This is a genomic window from Cribrihabitans marinus, from assembly GCF_900109035.1.
Classification (GTDB): Bacteria; Pseudomonadota; Alphaproteobacteria; order Rhodobacterales; family Rhodobacteraceae; genus Cribrihabitans; species Cribrihabitans marinus.
This window is the reverse complement of record NZ_FNYD01000020.1, coordinates 1-23,024: the sequence shown is the minus strand read 5'-3', so window position 1 is coordinate 23,024 and position 23,024 is coordinate 1. Positions and strand designations below refer to the sequence as shown.

Below are 23,024 nucleotides of genomic sequence, written 5' to 3'. Positions count from 1 at the left end.
GCCCAGAACCTTGATGTCCATCAGATGCTCCTCTCTCCACCTATGCCCGCCACGGTAGCAGCGGGTTGGTGGGAAGGCAGTTCATCCCATTAGCTCACAGCGCTTACCGGCGACCTGAGCGCGATCCTGCGCTTTGCAGCCGGAAAGCAAAAGCTCGACTTCCTTTCGGAGGCCGAGGCGCTAGACAACTTGCTATTGCAGAAATCGTTGGTTGCGGGAGGGGGATTTGGCCTTAACCGAACTGAATCGATTATTAAAAAGAGACCAAAGTCGTAACTCATTCGTCACTTCCGTTCCACCGCTGAGAAGCCGAGAATGCCGATACTTGATCTTCACGGGAACTCGGCATCTTTTGGGAGAATTTTGAAGCTCAAGTCAAACTGGCCGCTTCAAAGTTCGCGAGAGCCGACCGGAGGTTCTCCATGATCTCCTCAGCCAGTACATCCGGCTCGGGAAGACTTTCCAGATCAGTCATCGAAGCGTCTCGGAGCCAAAACAGATCGAGACTTGCCTTGTCACGAGCCAGAAGTTCTTCGCGAGTGAAAGCTCGCCAACGGCCATCCTGATTTTCATCACTCCAACTGGGTGTCCGCTTATGCCTATTGGCTGAGTTATAGCATTCAGCGCCATTGACGAGCAGATGCGCAACCCGGTGCGCGAGCGTACTCGTCTTGCCCGAACCCGCGCCCGCAATGACAAGAAGCGGCGGACTGGGCAACTCTCCCGCCACACCGAACTCCACCGCCGCGCGTTGATTCTCGTTGAGCGTCTCCAGATACTCTGCGGCCTTCATGCTGCACCTTCTCCCCTGCTGCGCTTGCGCGAGAACTTACCGGAGCAAGAACAAAATAGAAACATAAAGTATCGGGGACCAGATGGCCGCCATCAAGGGACGGGAACTATCTTCGCGAGCGCGCCTTTCGACGTTGTCGGCGGCGAGCCGAGGGCCGGTTACAATTGAATGGCCGACCACGGTTCGCAATTTTGAGCCGTCATCTCCCTGCGCAACGCCAGCGCTCAAGTGGATCGGCTTACCCGGAGCGTCCTGTCAAATGACGGCTTTCTAGCCCGAAGCGGATCCATGTCTCGCAATCAGCCGGCCTAGGAAGAACATGCAGGTCGGGCGGAGACCGGCCATTCTCCGCATCTGTGAGATTTTCAGGGGCTTCATGTGAAAGTTGACGTTCAAAATGCCGCCGGAACGGCCCTCTCCCTGCACCGCCGCAAGGCAGCTTCGAGCCCAGAGTCCCGAATGCTGCGGTCGGCCCAAATTGGCGCGAAGCGCGCATTGCTGCCTTTGGTCATCGAAGGGACGGCACAAAGCCGCCGCTAATCGGCGAACGTGATCATTGCGGTGCGCCCCGCCAGAGCCGCCATTCGCCGCGGGCGCAAAATCGGAGCCTAGTCGAACTCACGCAATGCGGGACAAACCCGACGAATACCGCCGCGTTTTGGTTTTCAAGCGCGCCGGGACGTCAACGCAATATCCCCCGTCCCGCGTATTCCGCGGTTTCGCCGAGCGCCTCCTCGATCCGGATCAGCTGGTTGTATTTCGCCAGCCGGTCCGAACGGGCCAGCGACCCGGTCTTGATCTGGCCGCAATTGGTAGCCACCGCCAGATCGGCAATCGTGGCATCCTCGGTTTCGCCCGAGCGATGCGACATGACGTTGGTATAACGCGCGCGATGGGCCATATCGACAGCTTTGATAGTTTCCGTCAAGCTACCGATCTGGTTGACTTTTACCAGCATCGAGTTGGCCACGCCGCGCTGGATGCCGTCGGCCAGCCGCTTGGGGTTGGTGACGAACAGATCGTCGCCCACCAGCTGTATCCTGTCGCCCAGCTTGTCAGTCAGGATCTTCCAGCCGTCCCAATCGTCCTCGCTCATGCCGTCTTCGATGGAGATGATCGGGTAATTGGCCACCAGTGCCGCCAGGTTGTCGGCGTTTTCCTCGGACGTTAGCGATTTGCCTTCGCCCTTCAGTTCGTACTTGCCGTTCTTGAAATACTCGGTCGCGGCGCAGTCGAGCGCCAGGTAGATGTCCTCGCCCGGCTTGTAGCCGGCCTTTTCGATCGACTTCAGGATGAAATCCAGCGCGTCGCGGGTTGAACCCAGTTCCGGGGCGAAGCCGCCTTCGTCGCCGAGGCCCGTGGAAAGGCCCTTGGCGCTGAGTTCCTGTTTCAGCGTATGGAAGACTTCCGAGCCCATGCGCACTGCTTCGCGGATGTTCTCCGCAGCGACCGGCATGATCATGAATTCCTGGATGTCGATCGGGTTGTCGGCATGTTCGCCGCCGTTGATGATGTTCATCATCGGCACCGGCAGGATGCGCGCCGAGGTCCCGCCGACGTAGCGATAGAGGGGCTGGGCGGTGAACTCCGCCGCCGCCTTGGCCACCGCGAGCGACACGCCGAGAATGGCGTTTGCGCCGAGGCGGCCCTTGTTGTCGGTGCCGTCGAGTTCGCACATGGCGGCGTCGATGGCGACCTGTTCGGTGGCGTCCATGCCGGCGATCGCGTCGGCGATCTCGCCGTTCACGGCGGCGACCGCTTCCAGCACGCCCTTGCCGGAATAACGCGCCTTGTCGCCGTCGCGCTTTTCCACGGCCTCGTAGGCGCCGGTCGAAGCGCCCGAGGGCACGGCGGCGCGGCCTTGCGTGCCGTCCTCCAGCGTGACGTCGACCTCGACAGTGGGGTTGCCCCGGCTGTCGAGGATTTCGCGGGCGAAGATATGGGTAATGGTGCTCATGGGCTCATGTCCTGCCTGGGGGTCAGCGGAAGGTCGCGACGCGGATGTTGTTGGTGCTGCCGACCTGGCCGAAGGGCACGCCGGAGAGCACGACCATCGTATCGCCCAGCTTCGGTGCCAGTAGTTTCCGGCATTCCTCCTTTGCCGTCAGCACCATGCTGTCATAGTCCGAGGCCGAGGCCTCCAGCACCGAGCGAGCGCCCCAGACCAGCGCCATGCGGCGCGAGACCTGGGTGTCGCGGGTCATCACGATCAGCGGCAGTTTCGGGCGACGGGCGGCGATGCGCGTGCCGGTCGCGCCGGACATGGAATAGGCCATGATGCAGGTGGCGCCCATTCGGCAGGCCAGCGTCGCGCCGGTATCGGCGATGGCGTCGGCGTCGGTTTCAGCGGTTTCGCGGGTCGCCGCCATGGCCCTGGCGTAGAGCGCGTGGCCTTCGGTCGAGCGGATGATGCGGCCCATCACCTCAACCGCCTCGCAAGGGTAGTCGCCGGTGGCGCTTTCGGCCGACAGCATCACTGCATCGGCGCCATCGTAGATCGCCGTGGCCACGTCCGAGGCTTCGGCGCGGGTCGGCGCCGGGCTGGCGGTCATCGATTCCAGCATCTGGGTGGCGACGATCACCGGGCGGCAGGCGCGGCGGCAGAGCGCGATGATCTCTTTCTGTTTTGCTGGCACGTCCTCGGGCGGAATTTCGACGCCGAGGTCGCCACGGGCGATCATGATGGCGTCGGACCTGGCCACGATAGCCTCGATGTCCTGCAGCGCCGAGGGTTTCTCGATCTTCGAAACCAGCCCGGCGCGACCGGCGATGATGCCGGTGATCTCATCTAGGTCGCTTGCTTTCTGCACGAAGGACAACGCCACCCAGTCGACGCCCTGCGACAGGCCGAAGTCCAGGTCGGCACGGTCCTTTTCGGTCAGCACCGGCAGGTCGAGCACGCAATCGGGCAGGTTCACGCCTTTTCGGTCGCTGACCTTGCCGCCTTCCAGCACCTCCGCCTCGATCCGGTCGGCGCGCTTATCGGTCACCTTCAGGCGCACCCGGCCGTCGTCGATGAACAGCCTGTGGCCGGGTTCGATGGCAGCGAAGATCTCGGGATGCGGCAGCGGCAGGCAGGTGTCGTCGGGCGTGGTCTCGGCAGGCAGGAAGCTGACCTTTTCGTGCCGGTCGAGCATCCGTGCGCCCCCGGCGATGCGCCCCAGCCGGATTTTCGGGCCTTGCAGATCCTGCAGGATGCCGATGGGCACGCCAACCTCTGCCTCCAGCGCGCGGATCGCCGAGATCTCCGCGGCATGGGTGGCGTGCTCGCCATGGCTGAAGTTCAGCCGGAAGGTATCGACGCCCTTCAGAAACAGGCTGCGCAGCATGAAGGGCGAGGCGCTGGCCGGGCCGATGGTGGCGACGATCTTGGCGCGTCGGTCGCGGATCATTTCAAGTTCCTTTCAAAGGATCATTACGGCGCGAAAGTCGTTCACGTTGGTGAGCGTGGGGCCGGTGCGGATTAGGTCGCCCGTCGCGTCGAACAGGGAATAGCTGTCATGCCCGGCAAGGAAGGTCTTGGCGTCCAGCCCCAAGTCCGTAGCCTGTTTGAGCATGTCCGGCCCGATCAGGGCGCCGGCTGCGTCTTCGGTGCCGTCGATGCCGTCGGTATCGACGGCAACGGCGTGGATACGTTTGTGCCCCTGCGAGGCAACGGCGAGGCTGAGCAGGAATTCGGTGTTGCGGCCGCCACGGCCCGGCTTCGCAGCGCCGATGCTTACCGTGGTTTCGCCGCCGGAGAGAAGGACCGCAGGCGCAGGGGCGGGGAACCCGTGCTGCGCCACGGATTTGGCAATGCCGGCCATGACGATGCCCAATTCGCGGGCTTCACCTTCCAATGCGTCGCCCAACAGGACAGGCCTGATGCCAGCCGCACGGGCCACGTCCGCCGCGGCCTCCAGCGACGTCTTCGGCGTGGCAATCATGCGATAATCGGCGTCGAAGCGCGCGGCGGGTTCCGGCGCGGCCGTCAGGACCTCGCGCGCGGCCAGCGGCAAGTCAGGGCGGAGGCGATCGGCGAGGTGGGTGAGGTCTTCGCCCGCCGTCGGGTCGGGCACGGTGGGGCCGGACGCGATGGCGGCCGAATCGTCGCCCGGCACGTCCGAGATCGCCAACGTGACCAGCCGGGCCGGCGCTGCGGCGAGCGCCAGACCGCCGCCCTTGATCATCGACAGGCGGCGGCGCACGCGATTCATGTCTTCGATGGTCAGACCAGAGCGCAGGAGCAGCCGGTTGACGACGATCTTGTCTTCCAGCGTCAGCGGCGGCACCGGCAGCGGCATCAGCGAGGAGCCGCCGCCAGAGATCAGAGCCAGCACCAAGTCATCTGGACCTGCGCTTTTGGCGATGCGCAGGATCTCCTGCGCCGCCGCCAACCCGGCAGCATCCGGCACGGGATGGGAGGCTTCCCGCACCGTGATGCGCCGGGTTGGCACGCCATGACCGTAGCGCGTGACCACCACGCCCGAAAGGTCGACATCCGGCCAGGCCCGTTCGACGGCCAGGGCCATGGCAGCGGCGGATTTGCCGGCACCGATGACGATGCAGCGGCCTTTCGGTTTTTCCGGCAGATGGCGCGCCAACACCGTGGCCGGATCTGCTGCCGCGATGGCAGCCTCCATCATGCGGCGCAGGAGCGCCGGTGCGTCATCTACCGTCATGAAACCAGCTTTCAGATGTTTTCGCCGCGAATGGCGTCGCAGACCGCGTCGGTCACCTGCTGGGTATTGGCGGTGCCACCCACGTCCGGCGTCAGAATACCGTCGGCGCAGACCTTCTCTACCGCGCGCATCAGCCGGTCGGCGGCATCCGCCTCGCCCAGGTGATCGAGCATCTGGCTTGCGGTCCAGAAAGTGGCGACCGGGTTGGCAATGCCCTTACCGGTGATGTCGAAGGCCGAGCCGTGGATAGGTTCGAACATCGACGGGTAGCGGCGCTCCGGGTCGATATTGCCGGTGGGGGCGACGCCCAGGCTGCCGGCCAGCGCGCCGGCGAGGTCCGACAGGATGTCGGCATGCAGGTTGGTGGCGACGATGGTGTCGAGGCTCTTGGGGTTCTTCACCATGCGCACGGTCATGGCGTCGACCAGCATCTTGTCCCAGGTCACGTCGGGAAAATCCTTCGACACTTCCGCCGCGATCTCGTCCCACATCACCATGCCGTGACGCTGCGCGTTCGACTTGGTCACCACGGTCAGCAGCTTGCGCGGCCGCGACTGCGCCATCGTGAAGGCATAGCGCATGATCCGCTCGACGCCGACGCGGGTGAAGATCGATACCTCGGTGGCCACTTCCAGGGGCAGGCCCTTGTGGGCGCGGCCGCCGACGCCGGAATATTCGCCTTCCGAATTCTCGCGGATGATCACCCAGTCCAGATCGCCGGGGCCGACTCCTTCCAGCGGCGACTTGATGCCCGGCAGGATCTTGGTGGGCCGCACGTTGGCATATTGATCAAATCCTTGGCAGATCGGCAGGCGCAAGCCCCAGAGGGTGACGTGGTCGGGCACGTCCGGCGCGCCCACGGCACCAAAGAAGATCGCGTCGAAATCCTTCAGCTGCTGCGCGCCGTCCTCGGGCATCAGCGCGCCGGTCTTCTTGTAGCGCTCGGAGCTCCAGTCGAACTCAGTCACGTCAAACTGGAAACCGCCATCACGGCGGGCCAGCGACTCGAGCGCCTGAAGCCCGGCGGCGATGACCTCGGGGCCGATGCCGTCGGCGGGAATGGATGCGATCTTGTATGTTTTCATGATTTGGGTCCGTTCCTGGTTGGTCATGGGCTGTACCGGGGCGCTATCGCCTCGGCAATTGAGACTGACGCTACAGTGCTGGACCTGCTTCCCTCAATCTGCGCAGAATTATATACATAACTGAAATAATGCCCACAGGGCTTGCCTCATGGATATCGACCAGATCAGATGTTTTCTTGCGGTGGCGGACAGCCTGCATTTTGGGCGTGCCGCGCAGTCTCTGGACATGCTGCCGGCCTCGCTCAGCCGCCAGATCAGGCTGCTGGAGGACAAGCTGGAAACGCGCCTGTTCCTGCGCACCACCCGCAGCGTTTCGCTGACCGAAGCCGGGGCCAGCATCCTTGAAGAGGCCCGCGCGCTGGTGGCGCAGGCCGAGAAGTTCGAGGAAAAGGTGCGCAATGTGCGCAAGTCGGAGACGCCGGTGCTGAAGGTCGGTGCCATCGACAGCGCGGCGGCGGGATTGATGCCGCAATTGCTGAGCCTGGTGCGCCAGGAGCAGCCCGGCCTGGAAATCCAGCTGATCGAGCAGAAGACCATTCGCCTTCTGCCGAAACTGCTAAGCGGATCGCTCGACATCGCCTTCTGCCGTCCGCCGGATATCCGCGACCAGAGGATCAACTTCCAGACGCTGTTTTTCGAAACCGCTGTCGTCGCCTTGCCGGAACATCATAGTCTGGCAGACCACGACATCATCGAGATTGCCGATCTGGCAGATGAGCCACTGATCGTGCCCGACCGCCGCTCGCGGCCGCATTCCCACGACCTGACGATCAAGCTGTTCCTCGATGCCGGGCTGACCGCGCGCATCGCCCAGGTGGCCGAGGAAAAGCACACCATCGTCAATCTGGTGGCCGCCGGAACCGGGTTGGCCATCGTGCCGCGCTGGACCTCGCGACTTCAGGTGCCCGGCGTGACCTTCGTGCCGTTGTCGGTGCCCGAGGGCACGACCCGCTCCAAATTGATCCTCGCAGCGGCCTGGGCCCGGGGCACGCGCGACCCTGCACGCGATGCCTTTGTGGCCGTGCTGGAGGCCCATCTCAAGGAGTTGGAAGCCAGCGCCTGATTATTGCGTAATTGAATATAAAATTTGGCGCATAGCGGGACGCACCCGTTTTCCACATCATCCTCCCATTGTTGCGACTCCGAGAGGCGGGGCGCATCGAATGACCCAACCGGAGGAGTAAGATCCATGAAATTCAATACGATTTCCGCAGTAGCCGCGCTTTGCGCCATGGTTGCGCTGCCCGTGGCCGCACAGGATCGCGATGGCTGGCCCAACAGCATCACCATCGGCACCGGCAGCCAGGGCGGAACCTACTTCACCTATGGCTCGGGTTTCGGTGCCATGATCAGCGAAGAGCTGGACCTGAACGCAGGTGTCGAGATCACCGGCGGCCCGGTGCAGAACGTGACGCTGGTGGAAACCGGCGAGCACCAGCTGGGTTTCGTGACGCTTGGGCCCGCCGACGAGGCCTATCGCGGCGAAAGCCCGCTGATGCCCGGCGTGCCGCATGCAAACGTGCGCGCGCTGTTCCCGATGTACCAGACGCCGCTTCAGGCCGCCGTTCTGGCTTCGTCGGACATCCAGAACTTCCAGGATTTGAAAGGCGTGCGCGTCGGCGTCGGCCCTGCGGGCGGCACCTCTGCCACCTACTGGACACGCTATTTCGAAGCCACCGACGACAGCGTTTCGATCAGCAATGCTGGCGGCTCGGACACTGCGGGCCAGCTCAAGGACGGGCTGATCGACGCCTTCGTTTACGCCGCGGGCCTGCCGACCGGCGCCTATGCGCAGCTGGCCGTGGAAAACGACGTGCGCTTCCTGTCGATGGGGCCGGAAACCCTGGCGAAGATGAAGGAACTTGCGCCCGCGATGCAGGAATTCACCATTCCGGCCAACACCTACGAGGATCAGCCGGAACCGCTTCAGACTGTGTCTCTGTGGAACTTTGCCATCGCGCATCAGGACATGCCCGAAAGCCTGGCCTACGAGATCACCAAACTGGCGATGGAAAACCACGACCGCATGGTCCAGAACCACGCCGCAGCCAAGGAAACCCTGGCCGAGAACGTGCTCAAGAACACCGTGGTTCCGTTCCATACGGGTGCCGTGAAGTGGTTCGAAGAGAACGGCTACGAGATCCCCGCTGATCTCAAGTAAGCGCGTCCCGCGTTTGCACTGCACGGGCGGTCGAGCCTCGTCTCTCGCCCGTGCTCTCCATTCAACCCCTTTCATGGGTGACCCATCATGACTAAGACACAGGACAATCAGGGCCGGCCCGAGGCCGAGCCGGACCTTTCGCTGATCGAGCAGGAAACCGCCAAGGCGCATGTGGATGAAGACCCGCTTGCCAGCAATCAGCGGGATTTCATCGGCACGCGCAATTTTACGATTGCCACGATGTGTGTCGCCTACTCGGTCTTTCACCTGCTGGTCATGAATGTCTATCCGCTCGAGACCTGGGCCTATCGCCTGAGCCATGTCGGCGGCGGGTTGTTCCTAGGCTTTCTGCTTTTTGGCGCCGTGTCGCTGTCCGAGGACGCAGAGGGCGAAAACCGCAACCCGATGTCGCTGGCCCTGCTGGGGCTTGCCGCTGCGGGCATCGGCTATGCGCTGATCGCCGTTGCCGCGATCTGGATCAATGGCACTCTCATGGGCGTGGCGCTGCCCCCCGCCTGGGCCATGTCCTCCTTCGGCATTCCGCTGGCCGCGGGCTCGGCGCTGGCCATCCTGCATGGCTGGCTCTACCCGCAACGCGACCGCCGCGCATTTTCCGCCGGAGACGTCCTGTTGGCCGCCGCCGCGCTGGTCGCGACCGCCTATTTGATCTTTTTCGCACGCCAATTGCAACTGCGCGCCGGTATGCCGATGGCGCTGCCAGGCGACATGTGGGCGGCGATCACCGGCGTGATCCTGATCATCGAACTGACCCGCCGCCTTGCAGGCATGGCGCTGGTGATCATCGCCTCGATCTTCGTCGCCTATTCCTTCCTTGGACCCTGGCTGCCGGGCATCTTCGAACACCGCGGATATGATGCCAAGCGCTTCTTCTCCTACATCTTCACCGACAACGGCATCCTTGGCGCACCGATCGCGATCTCGTCGACCTACATCATCCTCTTCGTGATCTTCGCCGCCTTCTTGCAGACCACGCGGGTTGGAGAGTACTTCGTGAACCTTGCCTTCGCCGCTGCCGGACACAAGCGCGGCGGCCCGGCCAAGGTGGCGATCTTTGCCTCCGGCCTGATGGGCATGATCAACGGCACCTCTGCCGGCAACGTGGTGGCCACCGGATCACTGACCATCCCGATGATGAAAAAGGTGGGCTACAAGCCGCAGACCGCCGCTTCGGTCGAGGCCGCGGCATCGACAGGCGGGCAAATCATGCCCCCGATCATGGGCGCAGGCGCCTTCATCATGGCCGAAATCACCGGCATTCCTTACATGGAGATCGTCTCGGCCGCGATCATTCCGGCGGCGCTTTATTTCCTCTCGGTCTACTTCATGATCGACCTGGCGGCGCAGAAGGCCAACTTGAAGGGTCTTCCGCGCGAACAACTGCCCAAGCTCGGCGTGCTGATCCGTCAGATCTATCTTCTGACGCCCATCATCGTGCTGATCTTTGCGCTGTTCGCCGGATATTCGGTGATCCGGTGCGGAACCCTGGCGATGATTACAGCGGCAGTTGTTTCCTGGCTCACCCCCCACCGGATGGGGCCGAAGCAACTGTTTCACGCGCTCGACATCGGCGCGCGTATGGTGCTGCAGCTGGTGGCCGTCTGTGCAACTGCCGGGATCATCGTGGGCGTCATCGCCCTGACTGGCATCGGCTCGCGCTTTTCGACCGTGCTGCTGGCGCTTGCGGACCAGAGCCAGATCCTGGCGCTGTTCTTCGCCATGGTCGTCTCCATCGTGCTTGGCATGGGGATGCCCACGACGGCGGCCTACGCGGTGGCGGCCTCGGTGATTGCGCCGGGTGTCGTCAACCTCGGCGTCGAGCCACTGGTCGCGCATCTCTTCATCTTCTATTTCGCCGTGATGTCGGCGATCACCCCGCCGGTGGCGCTGGCCTCCTATGCCGGCGCGGCGCTGTCCGGGTCGGACCCGGTCAAGACCTCGGTCGAGAGCTTCAAGATCGGGCTCGCCGCTTTCGTGGTGCCCTACATGTTCTTCTTCTCGCCGGCGATGCTGCTGCAGGGCAATTGGTTCGAGATCGCCCATATCGCTGTGACGGCGGTTGTCGGGGTCTACCTCCTGTCCTGCGCGGTCCAAGGCTGGTTTGTCGGCCGGGCCGGTGCGGCCGTCCGTGTGGCGCTAGCGGCCGGCGGCCTGAGCATGATCGCCGGCGGCTGGTTCACCGACGCCATCGGTCTGGGAATCGGCATCCTGCTCTATGCCCTGCAGAAGCGCCTTATTACCCCCGAAACCATCGCGCACGGCGCAGACTGAGCCGTTATCTCCCGGCGACAACCTCACTGTCGCCTGGAGCCTTCTTGTTTCGTTGACAAGGGCCGGTTTGCGGTGGATCGGCGTTGTCCGAACGGATGCTGCGTGCGTGCAGAGAAGAAGTGGCATTTCCGGTCAGGATGTCTGACCATCCGTCTCAAGCGGAACCGCGCAGACATGCGGACGCGTTAGCAAAGAACGCGGTATGCGTTGGTGGTCTCAGTCAAGACTGCAAAAAAAGACGTGACCTTGCATACAGATATCAACGCGATTGTTTCTGTCTCTGTTCCGTTCGCTCAAGATATTGAATTCGGGATATCAGGCCTGACGCTTCTTCACACCGATGGAAAAGAGTGAGTCTTTGGCGGACAGATCGCATCTGAATGTCCGCTCCTGCTGAAGCCTGCCGTCTGGTGCGTGCGTACGGCGAATGACCGTATACCGCCCGAGGTGCTGGGCACGACGGTCGCGATGCGACATCACCGGACTATGGAGCCTTGTGCAGCGAAATCCCGCTTCGTCCCGCGATGTGTGAGTTCGAGTGGGTCGGGATTTCGGCACTGCGGCGAATGTCGGCGGTGACGGGCCGCACCGCAGCAACTTGACCAATCGACGGACGGCGGCATTGGGCCAGAAACGTTGCTTTTCCGACCAAACAACACGCTACAGCCTCGGGCTCGCTTTCGTGCCCAGGGTCCAATGCGGTGCAGATGCGGCGTGCGTTGCTGTCGAAATCCTACAACGGCACCTGAAGCCCTGACTTTACCCGGTTTACAACAACGTTCGAGTGAAATCGCCGGATATTCGGATTGTCGGTGAACACCTGTCGGCTGAACTCCTCATACGCCGCCATGTCCGCGGCTGTGACGATTAGAATGAAGTCGGTATGCCCCGTGACGTAGTAGCATTGCTGCACATCATCGAGAGCCAGCATGGAGCGGCGAAATTCATCGAGGAGATCCGTGCGTTCGCGTTCAAGCTCAACCTCGACGATGAAGGTCATGGGGCGGCCCACCGCCTTCGGTGACAACACGGAAATATCCGCCTCGATAATCCCCTCATCGCGAAACCGCTTCATGCGCCGTTGAACGGAAGACCGCGAAACGCCGATACGTTCCCCGAGATCATCAGCCGACAGCCGGTTGTTGCGCTGAAGAACCTTCAGAAGTCTCTTGTCGGTTGCGTCGAGGGAGTTTGGCAACTTGCTCGCCTGTGCGGATGGAATTGATGCGTTCTGCTCACCAATTTAAGAGCTTTTGGACAGTTCGCCCAGCTTTTTCCCGTATCTTACCCAAGAGGTCAAACCTGTTCACCGAAAGCCAGACCATGAGAAAATTGCCAGGACTCTCCGAGACGCACATCGACCACCGCGCCTATCCGCCGGGGGTGGCCTACATGGATGGTCAATACCTGCCGATGAAGGAGGCGAAGCTCTCGGTTCTGGACTACGGTTTTCTTCACTCGGACGCGACCTATGATGTGGTCCATGTCTGGGCAGGCGCGTTCTTCCGGCTCGAGGACCACCTGAACCGCTTCTTTCGCGGCATGGAAGAACTGAACCTGTCCATCCCGTATGACAAGGCGCAGACAAGGGAGATCCTCCACAACTGCGTGGCGCTCTCCGGGCTGAAGAGCGCCTACGTCGAGTTCATCTGCACGAGAGGCACATCCCCAACATTCAGTCGTGACCCGAGAGAGGCCGAGAACCGCTTCATCGCCTTTTCCATCCCCTTCGGGTCCGTGGCCAACAAGGACCAGATGGAGCATGGCCTGCATCTGGCGGTGACGGATGTTCTGCGCATCCCGCCGGGCTCGGTTGACCCCACGGTCAAGAATTACCATTGGCTGGACATGGTCAAAGGGCTCTACGCTGCATATGCGCGGGGCGCGGACACGGCGGTTCTGATCGATGGCAAGGGCAATGTGTCTGAAGGCCCTGGCTTCAACATCTTCGTGTTCAGGGATGGCGAGGTTTCAACGCCAATTGCCAGCGTCCTGTTGGGAGTAACCCGCCAAACCGTTTTCGACATCTGTTCGGGAATGGGAATCCCATGCCATGCTCGGGATGTCTCTGTCGAGGACCTGAAAGGGGCCGACGAGGTCTTCGTCACCTCAACGGCAGGGGGCGTCATGCCGGTCACTCGGATCGACAACAAACCTGTCGGGGCGGGGGGTGTTGGAGGATTCTCGGAAAAGATGATGGCTGCGTATTGGGAGATGCATAACGATGACAGCTTTCGCGAGGCTGTCTCCTACCCGTGAGAGCCGCGAAATGCACGTAGCGCAAATGTCGCCAGTGCTGGGCCGCGCTGCGGCACTGGAATAGGTGGTTGGATGTCGTCTCTGGCTGGGGACCGGCCATCTGCTGCGCTGAGCCCGAAGGTCGGCTCTGGGCCGGTCATGTTGACCGGCCCGGCTTCTCAGAGCTCCACCGCCTCTGCAATGGCGAGCGCGTCTTCGAGCTCGACACCGAGGTAGCGCACCGTGCTATCCATCTTCGTGTGGCCGAGCAGTAGCTGCACCGCACGAAGGTTGCCAGTCTTTCGATATATCTGTGCCACCTTTGTCCGCCGCATGGAGTGGGTGCCATAGGCGCTTGGCTCGAGCCCGATCGACGTCACCCAGTCACGCACGAGGCGGGCGTATTGTCTTGTCGAGATATGCCGTCGTTCGTGAAAGCGTCCCGGCCAGAGATGCTCCGACCCGACCATCAGTGGGGCGTCCAGCCAAGTCCTGATGGCTTTTCTTGTCCCCTCAGTGATCTCGAAGCTGACCGGCCGCCGGGTTTTGCTCTGGACGATCGAGGCGCGGTGCTTGACCTGTCCGGCCGCATAGACGTCGGCGACCATTAGCTTGACCAAGTCGCATCCCCGCAACTTGCTGTCGATGGCGAGATTGAAAAGCGCAAGCTCGCGGGTTCGCTGTGCGATCTCGAGGCGGACCCGGATCGCCCAGACATGCTTCGGTTCGAGCGGACGCTTCTGACCGACGATGCGGCCCTTGTTCCAAGCGGGGCGGCAGGCCCGGATGGCTGGTAGGTTCTTTGTCGGCATGGTGGTTCCTCCGATCCACCACGCCCGCCACGTCTTCGGCGCTACGCCGACGGCCGAGCATAGCAAACCTGCTGCGCCGCCTGGCGATTCCGCAGCTCGAGCCTGCCGCGCTGCCGCATGACCGTTGCGAGCCCAGATTGACTGAGGCGTCCCTGATCGGTTTTGCGCACGCGGCGAGACGCTCCCCGCCGCCCACGGCCCTGACCGGACATTGGCGAGATGGTCGACCGCTGCGGCGCAGCTTCACCAGATCGGACATTCGGTTATCGCGCAGCATTTTTGGAGGTCGAAGGTCGGCCGTGCGGACGGACCGGACTCATGCAGCCGCAGCGAGCGCGATTGCTGAAGTCCGCCACTGGCCTTCGCGACTACGGCGCCGCGACTCCACCAGAGCAGCGAACTTCCCAAGACCGGTCACTGGAGGGCGGCGTCAACCGCCGAATCCCCTACCGTCATTCGCTGCGCCGGCTCCGAACTGGGAGGATGTGGACGAAGCCGATCTTCGCATTGCCAAGCGTTCCGCATGATTTTTCGAGTGCGAGGCTTTTTCACTTGAGAACGAAATAGCCGAGAGTAGCCCCGGCCAGACTGGAAGCGATTTCTATCGGTCAATCTGATTTTTGTAGATCACGCCGTCTTTCATGATCAGATCGAAGTTGCCTTCGGGGTCGCCGACGAGATCGAGGTCTTCCAGCGGGTTGCCTTTCACAATGATCAGGTCGGCATAGGCGCCTTCTTCAATCACACCGAGAGGTCCATCGGGATAGGGGGTCAGTGGGCCTGACAGCTTGAGCAGTTCGGCATTGTCGCAGGTCGCCATCTTCAACGCCTCGAAGGGGGTGAACCACCTTTGCAGCTTCGCCAATTGCGCGCCCTGCCGCATGGCGAGGTCGGAACTGAACAGCGTGTCAGTGCCAAAGGCAATCTTGACGCCAAGTTCCCTGGCGGTGCGGTATACGAAGTCGGTGCCGACGACCACGGCGTTGTACTTGGCGCTCTGCGCTTCGTTCAGGGTCGGCGCATCCTCGTCGTCAAGGAATGGCTGCATGCTGAGCCATGCTTCTTCGTCCCGGATGCGTTCCAGCGTTTCTCGCGTTGCCATATGGCCGTGCTCGATGCTCTTCACGCCGGCGTCGAGAGAGTGGATGACGGCCTCGTCACTGATCGCATGGGTCAGGACATAGGTGCCCCAATTCTCCGCCGCCTCAACCGCTGCCTCCAATTCGGCATCGCTGTACTGGATCGTGTGGATCGGGTCGTAAGACGATGTGACGCCGCCGCCAGCCATCAACTTGATCTGTGTGGCCCCCTGCATCAGGTTCTCACGCACGCGCTTGATCACCTCGGGCACGCCATCGGCGATATAGAAGCCGTTGTTCAGCTCTAGGCTGTGCAGTTTGTCGGGCGTTGCGGGCACATCGTACGTGAACCGGAAATCCATATGACCGGAGGTCTGCGAGATCGCCGGGCCGGATGGGAAGATTCGCGGACCGACAATCAGGCCTTCGTCGGTCGCCCGGGCGATGTCGAACATCGGTCCTGCGGCTTCGCGGACGGTCGTGAAGCCACGGTAGAGCGCGTTCTCTTGAGCGCGCGCGGCGACAAGGTTCCAGTAGCCTTCGCCAGTCGTCAGGATCTGCGGGATCGTCGCTTCTGCGTAGACGCCATGCCAGTGAGCATCGATCAAGCCCGGGATCAGCGTGTGGCCGTCCGCCTTGATCTCGAAAGCGTCTTCGGGCGCTTCCAGGTCGGGGCCGATTTCCGCGATCCGGTTGTCGGTAACCAGCACATCAGCTGAGGTCAGTTGCTCGTGGCATCCGCTGAACACCTGCGCGCCGCGGATGACGACATTGTCGTATTTCACTGCCGGGCCGTAGGTGTGCCCGTGTACGATCTTGCCGCCGGTGGAGGTGAGCGCGATAGGATCATGCGCCAATGCTTCGACAGGCACGACGCCAAGAGATGTGCTGAGAAGAAACGCTATGGTCTTGCTCTTCATGACGAAGGCCCTTGCCTGGTTTGGCATCTGTTCGCGATTTTGACGCGCTATTACGAAGACTATCCGAAGGCTTCGATTCATCGCAAGTATGAACCCTTGGACCACAGCATCAGCTCGGACCTGCCCTGCGGCGGTGCAGCGCCGAGCCCGCGTTCGAGGTGTTCTGAATGTCGGCTTCCTTCCTCACAGCTTGGATGGCTCGCCTCTGCGGCCAAGGTCGGCTGTCCGCCCTTCCTGCGAGACGCGTGGGCGGGTGCAGCGATCACTGAGCAGGTGCGGCGAACGGCACTGCCGCCATCGGACCGATGAAAATGCTGCGCGATGAACGAATGGCCGTTCTGGGGAAGCTGCGGTGCGGCACTCTGCGGGCCAGTGAAGGTCCGGTCTGGGCCATCCACGTTCCGAAGGCAGACTTTCGCTCACAACATTGCAGCTCCCGCTTCCTGCGCATTTCAGCCATTGGATTCAGAAAACAGAGACGGGACTCACCGCCCTTTGATGACGTCAGCTTGGCTCCAGCCTGTCCCGAGCTCCCGGTTTCTGGCTGACTTACTAAACGCAATTCGACAAACTGAGTCGGCCAATTCGGCAGAACCGGCCGACCTTTCATCAGACAATATCCGGCCCCCGCTCCTTCCCCCCGTCATGCGGGGGAAGGCCCTTCGCTCCCTGATCCGTATCCACACGATGCCGGTTCTCGATGGCCAGTCGCTTCCCCGCAGGCTTCTCACCTGCCCCGCTTCGGCTGCCGTGCGCTTGGCGGTCCCCGATCTGGCAAGTGGGCGATCGCGCCCGGAACGTCAGCCGGTGGGTTTCGTTGTCGTGTTTCTGCGCCAGCCCAGAAGGAGTCGGTTTGGCGCGGGGTGGGGTAGTCCCCGGATCATGGCCAGCTCTTGGTGACCGGTGAGCAGGCTAACCGTGGCCAGTGCTTTTTTTGCAATGACCGCATGCGCTGGAGAGACGCTGGGATGAACCGGGCGCTCGGGCCGACAAGGTGACCTCGTCGCGTGCGCCGACCGTCTCAATCCAAGCTTCGATAGCCAAAGTGTAGCGATCGAGTTTCATTTCTCGACCGCTACCCTGCCGCGTCAGAGCCTTATCCGGATGATCCCAAGCTCATCACCACTGCGCATGCGATCCCGGCATTGAAGCCCGGGCTGAGTTGCGCCAAAAGTCTGGGCCATGGCTTCCCACAACCCTGTTCCCTGGAAACTTCGCACCGGCGCCCCGCGGTCGTCGGGCGCCTTGTCGATGGATCAGATCCAGCGCCTCGGCGCGGCACATGGTTTCAAGGACGGCCCGCTTCTGGAACTGTCGCGGAAGCTCACCGTCGCCCAATCGGATCCATTAAATCTGTCCCAGCCAGAGCTGGTAGCACCCAAGAAAGACCGTGGCGCGAGGGTAGCACAAAGGGCCATCAACAATCTGAGGCGCGCCGAGGAGGCAATCGCCAAGGCGCAGCAGGTTATCAACGAACTCCGCTTTTCAAACCCTTTTGCACATACCGGCATGCCCAATCCAGCGGAGTATCACCTCGCCACGTTCCGGGAAGGTGTGGAGGCAATCTCGGACTTCCGCCAATATCTAGAGAACATGAAGCGGAATGATGGCATCAGCTATGGCGACGAGCCTGACCGTCGCAAGGCGCGTGATCTCCGCAAGGAGATAGTGTGCTGGACGATCTTTACCTTCTGGACGGAACGCAGCCTGCCGCTCAAGTTCACGACCGACCCGATCAGTAGCGAGCGCGGCGGCGACCTCTTCGACTTCGTCAACGCGATCGTCGAGTGCATGACGGAACCACCGACGCGGATCAGCGGCGAGACGCTAAAACTCGACCTCAAGCGCTACCAGGATTTCTGCCAGAGCGTGCGCTGAACGACGACTAGTGTAGCGATCAATTCAAATTTTCTGAATCGCTACACTTCGCGTTCCCCGCACTTTGCCATGCATGGTCGTGGCATGACGCACGCTTCTCCTAGCAGCCCTTTTAGTGACGCGACCGACCGCTGTAACGAGGCGGCTGTTGCGCTTGCGCGCGTTCTGGCGCGCCAAACGGTCCGGGAGCAGGCAGGAGCGTCGAACGCAACGACAGAGCAAGCCAATGACACCAAAGAAGACTGACAAGACCCGCCCCCTGTTGACAGTCAAAGACGTCGCCGAACTCGACAATTGTTCGGAGAAGACCGTGCGTCGCGCGATTGCGACCGGCCTTCTTGCCGTCACCCGCGTCGGCCCCGGCGGCCGTCTGATCCGCATCGATCCGGCTGCTCACGCGGCCTATCGCCGGGCGCAGATCTGGTAGCCCGACGCGGCCATCAATGTCCATTCATGTCAATAGCTTGGAACAAGCTCGGGAAGACGCCCTAACCGTAAATTTCTGACTTGTAAGGTTATGGTGTTCCCGAATCGGCACTCATGTCCACTGCGGTCCACCCGAGACCCCACCTGACCAAAGGATTACGCACCCGATGACCAGCCAGGCACCCTATCCACTCGACATGGCATTCGTGCGAGCGGGAACGCCGATGTTTGCCGAGATTATCGCCAGGCTCCGCGTGGATGAAACCCTTTTGGACTCGCGGCGCAGGGATCTGATCTCCGGTTTGCGCCGCATATCGAAGGCGGTGGGATTACCTCCCGAAGACGTGCCTTGCGACAGTCGATGGCTCCAACCGCGTCTTGCCAAGATTGCGCACGCAAGGCTCGGCCTGACGGCGAAGAGCTGGCAGAATGCCGTCAGTGACGCGCGCGCCGCCTTGGCGCATTACGGTTTGGTGGAGCGCCGCTCCAACCGGATCGAAGACCTTTCCGACGAATGGCGCGCCTTATGGACGGCAGTGCTAGCGTCCGGAGACAAGACGTTGCAACCGGCGCTCTGCCGGTTTGTCCATTTTGTCAATACCACTGACGTCGCGCCGCTCGACGTTCGCATGGAACATGCTGCAGCCTATCACGATGCCCTTGAGCGCAACGAGATCAGCAGATCCCCGGTCGTTGCGTTCCGCGCCGCCGTCAACGGCTGGAACCTGGCGCGCCGCCGTATCCCCGAATGGCCCGACATCGTGTTGCCTCTCGCTTCCCGCCAGACCGTCATTTCGATGCATTTGTCGAGTTTTCCGCAGAGCTTTCAGGAAGACCTCGACGATCTAATGCGCCGGCTTGGAACACCTGATCCGCTGGCGGAAGGAGGTTTCGCAAAGGCGTTGCGCCCCGCGACCATTGCCCAATACCGTCGGCAGTTGATCCGCTTTGCCTCGGAACTCGTCCACTCTGATGTCGCCCCTGAAGGGATCAATGGGCTGCACGTGCTTGTCGATCCGGTCATGGCCGAACGCGGATTGCGGCAGATGCTTTCGCGCACCGGGAACCAGACCACCAAACTGATCAGTGAGACGGCCGCCCTGCTTCGCAACCTGGCCCTGATCCTCAAGGCACCTGATGATGTTCGGGACCGTCTCGCGGATCTCGCCGCGCGGGTCGCCACGAAGCCTCAGACGGGGATGACCCGGAAGAACCGGGATCGCCTCCGGGCCTTGCAGGACGAGAAGGACCAGCAACGTCTCCTGCTTCTGCCGCAGAGGATTTTCGCGCAGCCGATACCGAAGTCATCTCGTTTCTCCGCTCTGTTGGCACGGGAAGACGCTCTTGCTGTTGCCATCCTTCTGATTTGTCCGATCCGGATCAAGAATTTGGCCGGCCTCCATCTGGAACGCAACTTGCAGAGGCCGGGCGATGGGCACGTCTATCTGGTGCTGGAAGATGAAGAGACCAAGAATGAACGTCCGGTCGAGTTCGAGCTCCCTCACGACATCGTCCGGATGATCGACGCACATCTCAAGGTCCGTTGCCCTGAGCTTTGCCCTCCGGCCACACCTTGGCTGTTTCCCCGCCGCGGCGGCGACGGTCCTGTGAGCAGTGGTGGCCTTTCTTCGCGCTTGTTTAAGCGGATTCTCAAGGAAACCGGTTTGGAAATGAATGCCCATCTGTTCCGGCATTTCGCGGTCATGAACTGGCTCGACGCCAATCCCGGCGGCTACGAGGTGGCCCGCCGCTTGCTCGGTCATTCCGCGGTCAGCCACACGATCAACATGTATTCTGGTCTCGAAGCGCGCTCTGCGACGCGGGCTTTCGCCGACCTCATCGAACACAAGAAAGGTCGCCGCTGATGAGCCTTGTTCTCCCCTTCCCGAATTGGCCGGCCCAGGACCGTGCCATGTGGATCGAATTCCAGAAGACGGGGGGACCGCTCGACGATCGCGGTGCCCTCGCGCATCTTCGGGCCACGTCCCTCGATACGCTCGAACGGCGCTACGGGCGCTGGCTGAGATGGCTGGCGATAATGGATGCTGACGCCTGCGGATTGCCACCGACCGAACGGGCCACCCTGGAGCGCCTGTCTGCATGGCTCCGCGATCTGTCGCACACCAAACCAATGACCCGGTTGATGTTCGTCGATGGCGTTCTCCGTATTCTGTCCGCTGCAAGTCCCGGGAAAGATTGGTCCGCTCAACGCAACCTGAAAGCGGCCTTGAAGCGTGCCGCAGGGCGAGGAGATCGGGACCGCAAGATGGGACGCATCCTATCCAGCGACGTCCTGTTGCAAGCCGGAATCAAACTCGCCACCAAACAAGCCGAGGCGGCCAGCACTCCACTCGAAGCGATGAAGCGACTGCGGGACGGGACCATGATCGCCATGCTGGCCGTGATGCCGATGCGCAGACGTGCCTTCGCTGGTCTGCAAATCGGGACATCGCTGATTGTTGCGGCCGAGACCATAAGCATAGCTCTGCCGGAGGAACTGACCAAGTCAGGTCAACCATGGGAGGCCGACGTTCCCGACATGGTCGCCCCCCTTCTGCGCCGCTATATTGGCGACGCACGGCCGGCGCTCATGGAAAGGCGCCAGCAACGGCACGATTTTCTGTGGGTGGGCAAGAAAGGAGCACCCTTGGGGATGGAATACCTCTCCGCGAGAATTGCGGAGCAGACCCAGAAGATGACCGGGGTGCGTGTTCCGGTTCATTTATTCCGGGATGCAGCCGCAACTACTCTGGCGAGACGGTCGTCCGAAAGCGCACGCCTGGTCCGTCCGGTTCTGGCACATTCGAGTTTCGGGACGGCGGAACGTCATTACATCCATGCCCAGACCATCGAGGCCGGACGGGACTATGCCGCGCTGATCTCGAAGATGAAGGAGAAAGCCTGATGACCCGAGTTGCGATTTATGCGCGTTTCTCCAGCCAGATGCAGCGCGACGCCTCGATCGAGGACCAGGTGAGATTGTGCCAGGAACGCGCGGATCGCGAGGGCTGGGAGGTAGCGGAGCGGTTCTCCGACCGTGCGGTCTCCGGAGCCTCGATGCTGCGGCCCGGGCTGCAAACGCTGCTGGACGCGGCGCAGGATGGGCGGATCGACGTAGTTCTGGCCGAAGCCCTTGACCGCTTGAGCAGAGACCAGGCCGACATCGCGGCGATTTACAAGCGGCTGAGTTTTGCCGGGGTGCTGATCGTGACGCTGGCCGAGGGCGAGATCGGCGAGCTGCAAGTCGGTCTCAAGGGCACCATGAATCAGCTCTTTCTCAAGGACCTCGCGACCAAGACCCGGCGCGGCTTACGCGGGCGCGTCGAAGCAGGCCGCTCCGGGGGTGGCAACAGTTATGGTTACGACGTGGTCCGTCGCCTCGGTGCGGACGGTCAGCTTGTGACGGGAGAACGTCGCATCAACGAGGGCGAAGCCGAGACCATCCGCCGGATCTTGCGTGATTTCGCGAAAGGCCAGTCGCCCAAGGCCATCGCGCGACAGTTGAATGAGGAGGGCATTCCTGGCCCGCGCGGCAAGCTCTGGCGCGACACCGCGATTCGCGGTCACCGGACGCGCGGCACCGGACTGTTGAACAACGAACTCTATATAGGGCGGCTGGTCTGGAACCGGCAGCGCTACGTGAAGGATCCGGAAACCGGCAAGCGCGTGTCCCGGTTGAACGAATCGTCGGACTGGATCACGACGGAAGTCCCCGAATTGCGCATTGTTGAAGATGAACTCTGGCAAGCGGTGAAGGCGCGGCAAGGAGAGATTGATGCCTCGCCGGCAGTTCAGGGCATCAAGCGCAGCCGGTTCTGGGAGAAGCGCCGGAAGACGCACCTGCTTACCGGGCTTTTGTTCTGCGGCGCCTGCGGTGGCAATATGGCAACCGTGGGCAAGGACTACGTCGCCTGTTCCAATGCCCGCAAGCTCGGCACCTGCGAGCATCATCGCTCCTACAAGCGCGGCGTGCTGGAAGCGGCGGTTCTGGACCTGCTGCGCACCCGGCTTATGCACCCCGAGGCCGTGGCCGCCTTCATCAAATCTTTCAGTGAGGCCACGAACGCCGAGGCCGGTGCGCAGGAGGCCGTGCGGTCTCGTCTGAACGCAGAGCGCGCGGCCGCCACGCGCAAGCTCGACGGGCTCTACGATGCGATCGCCGAGGGGCTGCGGACGCCGGGCCTCAAGGCGAAGCTCGAAGAGTTGGAGGGCCGGATCATCGACCTCAATGCGCAGCTTTCGGCACCCCCGCCCTCTCCGGTGCGGCTGAGCCCGAACCTGTCGGAGCTCTATCGCCAGAAAGTGACCGAACTGGCGCGAACGTTGTCCGACCCGGAGATCCGGACCGAGGCTTTGGAGATCGTGCGTGGTCTGATCGAGCGGGTTTCGGTTCGGCACGCCGATGACAGTGTCACCATTGAACTGGAGGGTGCTTTGACGGCGATGATCGGGTTGGCTCAGAACGAACAAAGCCGCCCGGAGGCGGCTTGTTCGGTAAAAGTGGTTGCGGGAGTAGGATTTGAACCTACGACCTTCAGGTTATGAGCCTGACGAGCTACCGGACTGCTCCATCCCGCGCCAATTTCGTTCATCGTAGGAGAGGTATTGGAGTTTTTACTAGGTTTGGCGATGACCTACTCTCCCGGGGCTTGAGCCCGAGTACCATTGGCGCTTCGGTGCTT

At 62.1% G+C, this 23,024-nt stretch carries 17 protein-coding genes and 1 tRNA gene; 9 read left to right on the top strand and 9 right to left on the bottom strand.

Features of this window, described 5'->3' with window-relative positions; all coding sequences use genetic code 11:
* Positions 1–370 precede the first annotated feature (370 nt).
* The 5 genes from BMX57_RS20940 to BMX57_RS19780 form a co-directional block, all read right to left on the bottom strand.
* Positions 371–793, bottom strand: a complete 423-nt coding sequence (locus BMX57_RS20940; protein WP_092371501.1) for a UvrD-helicase domain-containing protein — start codon at positions 791–793, stop codon at positions 371–373.
* Between the two features lie 682 nt (positions 794–1,475).
* Positions 1,476–2,750, bottom strand: a complete 1,275-nt coding sequence (gene eno, locus BMX57_RS19795) for a phosphopyruvate hydratase (RefSeq protein WP_092371498.1) — start codon at positions 2,748–2,750, stop codon at positions 1,476–1,478.
* 22 nt (positions 2,751–2,772) lie between these two features.
* Complete coding sequence (pyk, locus tag BMX57_RS19790) at positions 2,773–4,185, bottom strand: pyruvate kinase (protein ID WP_092371495.1); 1,413 nt, start codon at positions 4,183–4,185, stop codon at positions 2,773–2,775.
* A gap of 12 nt (positions 4,186–4,197) precedes the next feature.
* Entirely contained in the window at positions 4,198–5,454 is a 1,257-nt protein-coding gene (locus tag BMX57_RS19785; RefSeq protein WP_092371492.1) for a glycerate kinase type-2 family protein, read from the bottom strand.
* A gap of 11 nt (positions 5,455–5,465) precedes the next feature.
* Positions 5,466–6,539: a tartrate dehydrogenase gene (locus BMX57_RS19780; protein ID WP_092371510.1), complete on the bottom strand. Its 1,074-nt coding sequence runs from the start codon at positions 6,537–6,539 to the stop codon at positions 5,466–5,468.
* Positions 6,540–6,687: 148 nt separating this feature from the next.
* Here BMX57_RS19780 and BMX57_RS19775 point away from each other — a divergent pair, with 148 nt between their 5' ends.
* The 3 genes from BMX57_RS19775 (at position 6,688) to BMX57_RS19765 (ending at position 10,989) form a co-directional block, all read left to right on the top strand.
* Entirely contained in the window at positions 6,688–7,602 is a 915-nt protein-coding gene (locus tag BMX57_RS19775) for a LysR family transcriptional regulator (RefSeq protein ID WP_092371489.1), read from the top strand.
* A gap of 126 nt (positions 7,603–7,728) precedes the next feature.
* Positions 7,729–8,700, top strand: coding sequence for a TAXI family TRAP transporter solute-binding subunit (locus BMX57_RS19770; protein WP_092371486.1), 972 nt, complete (start codon positions 7,729–7,731; stop codon positions 8,698–8,700).
* An 87-nt stretch (positions 8,701–8,787) separates the two neighbouring features.
* Positions 8,788–10,989, top strand: a complete 2,202-nt coding sequence (locus tag BMX57_RS19765; protein ID WP_092371484.1) for a TRAP transporter permease — start codon at positions 8,788–8,790, stop codon at positions 10,987–10,989.
* 733 nt (positions 10,990–11,722) lie between these two features.
* On the opposite strand, the gene BMX57_RS19760 is transcribed toward BMX57_RS19765, so the two are convergent.
* Positions 11,723–12,187 (bottom strand): Lrp/AsnC family transcriptional regulator, encoded by a 465-nt coding sequence (locus tag BMX57_RS19760; protein ID WP_092371481.1) that lies wholly within the window; start codon positions 12,185–12,187, stop codon positions 11,723–11,725.
* 125 nt (positions 12,188–12,312) lie between these two features.
* Here BMX57_RS19760 and BMX57_RS19755 point away from each other — a divergent pair, with 125 nt between their 5' ends.
* On the top strand, positions 12,313–13,248 hold the full coding sequence (locus tag BMX57_RS19755; RefSeq protein WP_177175513.1) for an aminotransferase class IV: 936 nt from the start codon (positions 12,313–12,315) through the stop codon (positions 13,246–13,248).
* Between the two features lie 158 nt (positions 13,249–13,406).
* On the opposite strand, the gene BMX57_RS19750 is transcribed toward BMX57_RS19755, so the two are convergent.
* Both BMX57_RS19750 and BMX57_RS19745 read right to left on the bottom strand, forming a co-directional pair.
* On the bottom strand, positions 13,407–14,039 hold the full coding sequence (locus BMX57_RS19750) for a tyrosine-type recombinase/integrase (RefSeq protein ID WP_092371478.1): 633 nt from the start codon (positions 14,037–14,039) through the stop codon (positions 13,407–13,409).
* Between the two features lie 601 nt (positions 14,040–14,640).
* A complete protein-coding gene (locus tag BMX57_RS19745) occupies positions 14,641–16,038 on the bottom strand; it encodes a metal-dependent hydrolase family protein (RefSeq protein WP_092371475.1) in 1,398 nt (465 codons plus the stop codon).
* 1,251 nt (positions 16,039–17,289) lie between these two features.
* On the opposite strand from BMX57_RS19745, the gene BMX57_RS19740 reads away from it, so the two are divergent.
* The 5 genes from BMX57_RS19740 (at position 17,290) to BMX57_RS19720 (ending at position 22,887) form a co-directional block, all read left to right on the top strand.
* Positions 17,290–17,916: a hypothetical protein gene (locus BMX57_RS19740; protein WP_092371472.1), complete on the top strand. Its 627-nt coding sequence runs from the start codon at positions 17,290–17,292 to the stop codon at positions 17,914–17,916.
* A gap of 226 nt (positions 17,917–18,142) precedes the next feature.
* The gene (locus tag BMX57_RS19735; RefSeq protein WP_092371469.1) at positions 18,143–18,343 is read left to right on the top strand and encodes a helix-turn-helix domain-containing protein; all 201 of its coding nucleotides are present in this window, start codon (positions 18,143–18,145) and stop codon (positions 18,341–18,343) included.
* 166 nt (positions 18,344–18,509) lie between these two features.
* The gene (locus BMX57_RS19730) at positions 18,510–20,207 is read left to right on the top strand and encodes a tyrosine-type recombinase/integrase (RefSeq protein ID WP_092371466.1); all 1,698 of its coding nucleotides are present in this window, start codon (positions 18,510–18,512) and stop codon (positions 20,205–20,207) included.
* Positions 20,207–21,247, top strand: a complete 1,041-nt coding sequence (locus tag BMX57_RS19725) for a site-specific integrase (RefSeq protein WP_092371463.1) — start codon at positions 20,207–20,209, stop codon at positions 21,245–21,247. Before BMX57_RS19730 ends, BMX57_RS19725 begins: the two co-directional genes overlap by 1 nt.
* Entirely contained in the window at positions 21,247–22,887 is a 1,641-nt protein-coding gene (locus tag BMX57_RS19720) for a recombinase family protein (RefSeq protein ID WP_092371504.1), read from the top strand. The genes BMX57_RS19725 and BMX57_RS19720 overlap by 1 nt, the downstream gene beginning before the upstream one ends.
* Here BMX57_RS19720 and BMX57_RS19715 read toward each other — a convergent pair.
* Positions 22,844–22,920: transfer RNA gene (locus BMX57_RS19715), tRNA-Met, on the bottom strand. The two genes, BMX57_RS19720 and BMX57_RS19715, sit on opposite strands and share 44 nt — an antisense overlap.
* Positions 22,921–23,024: the final 104 nt, after the last annotated feature.

What these genes read in the sequence shown, in the direction of transcription:
- BMX57_RS20940 (WP_092371501.1), bottom strand. Translation starts at nt 793, where the DNA reads ATGAAGGCCGCAGAGTATCTGGAGACGCTCAACGAGAATCAACGCGCG.
- eno (WP_092371498.1), bottom strand. Translation starts at nt 2,750, where the DNA reads ATGAGCACCATTACCCATATCTTCGCCCGCGAAATCCTCGACAGCCGG.
- pyk (WP_092371495.1), bottom strand. Translation starts at nt 4,185, where the DNA reads ATGATCCGCGACCGACGCGCCAAGATCGTCGCCACCATCGGCCCGGCC.
- BMX57_RS19785 (WP_092371492.1), bottom strand. Translation starts at nt 5,454, where the DNA reads ATGACGGTAGATGACGCACCGGCGCTCCTGCGCCGCATGATGGAGGCT.
- BMX57_RS19780 (WP_092371510.1), bottom strand. Translation starts at nt 6,539, where the DNA reads ATGAAAACATACAAGATCGCATCCATTCCCGCCGACGGCATCGGCCCC.
- BMX57_RS19775 (WP_092371489.1), top strand. Translation starts at nt 6,688, where the DNA reads ATGGATATCGACCAGATCAGATGTTTTCTTGCGGTGGCGGACAGCCTG.
- BMX57_RS19770 (WP_092371486.1), top strand. Translation starts at nt 7,729, where the DNA reads ATGAAATTCAATACGATTTCCGCAGTAGCCGCGCTTTGCGCCATGGTT.
- BMX57_RS19765 (WP_092371484.1), top strand. Translation starts at nt 8,788, where the DNA reads ATGACTAAGACACAGGACAATCAGGGCCGGCCCGAGGCCGAGCCGGAC.
- BMX57_RS19755 (WP_177175513.1), top strand. Translation starts at nt 12,313, where the DNA reads ATGAGAAAATTGCCAGGACTCTCCGAGACGCACATCGACCACCGCGCC.
- BMX57_RS19750 (WP_092371478.1), bottom strand. Translation starts at nt 14,039, where the DNA reads ATGCCGACAAAGAACCTACCAGCCATCCGGGCCTGCCGCCCCGCTTGG.
- BMX57_RS19745 (WP_092371475.1), bottom strand. Translation starts at nt 16,038, where the DNA reads ATGAAGAGCAAGACCATAGCGTTTCTTCTCAGCACATCTCTTGGCGTC.
- BMX57_RS19740 (WP_092371472.1), top strand. Translation starts at nt 17,290, where the DNA reads ATGGATCAGATCCAGCGCCTCGGCGCGGCACATGGTTTCAAGGACGGC.
- BMX57_RS19735 (WP_092371469.1), top strand. Translation starts at nt 18,143, where the DNA reads ATGACACCAAAGAAGACTGACAAGACCCGCCCCCTGTTGACAGTCAAA.
- BMX57_RS19730 (WP_092371466.1), top strand. Translation starts at nt 18,510, where the DNA reads ATGACCAGCCAGGCACCCTATCCACTCGACATGGCATTCGTGCGAGCG.
- BMX57_RS19725 (WP_092371463.1), top strand. Translation starts at nt 20,207, where the DNA reads ATGAGCCTTGTTCTCCCCTTCCCGAATTGGCCGGCCCAGGACCGTGCC.
- BMX57_RS19720 (WP_092371504.1), top strand. Translation starts at nt 21,247, where the DNA reads ATGACCCGAGTTGCGATTTATGCGCGTTTCTCCAGCCAGATGCAGCGC.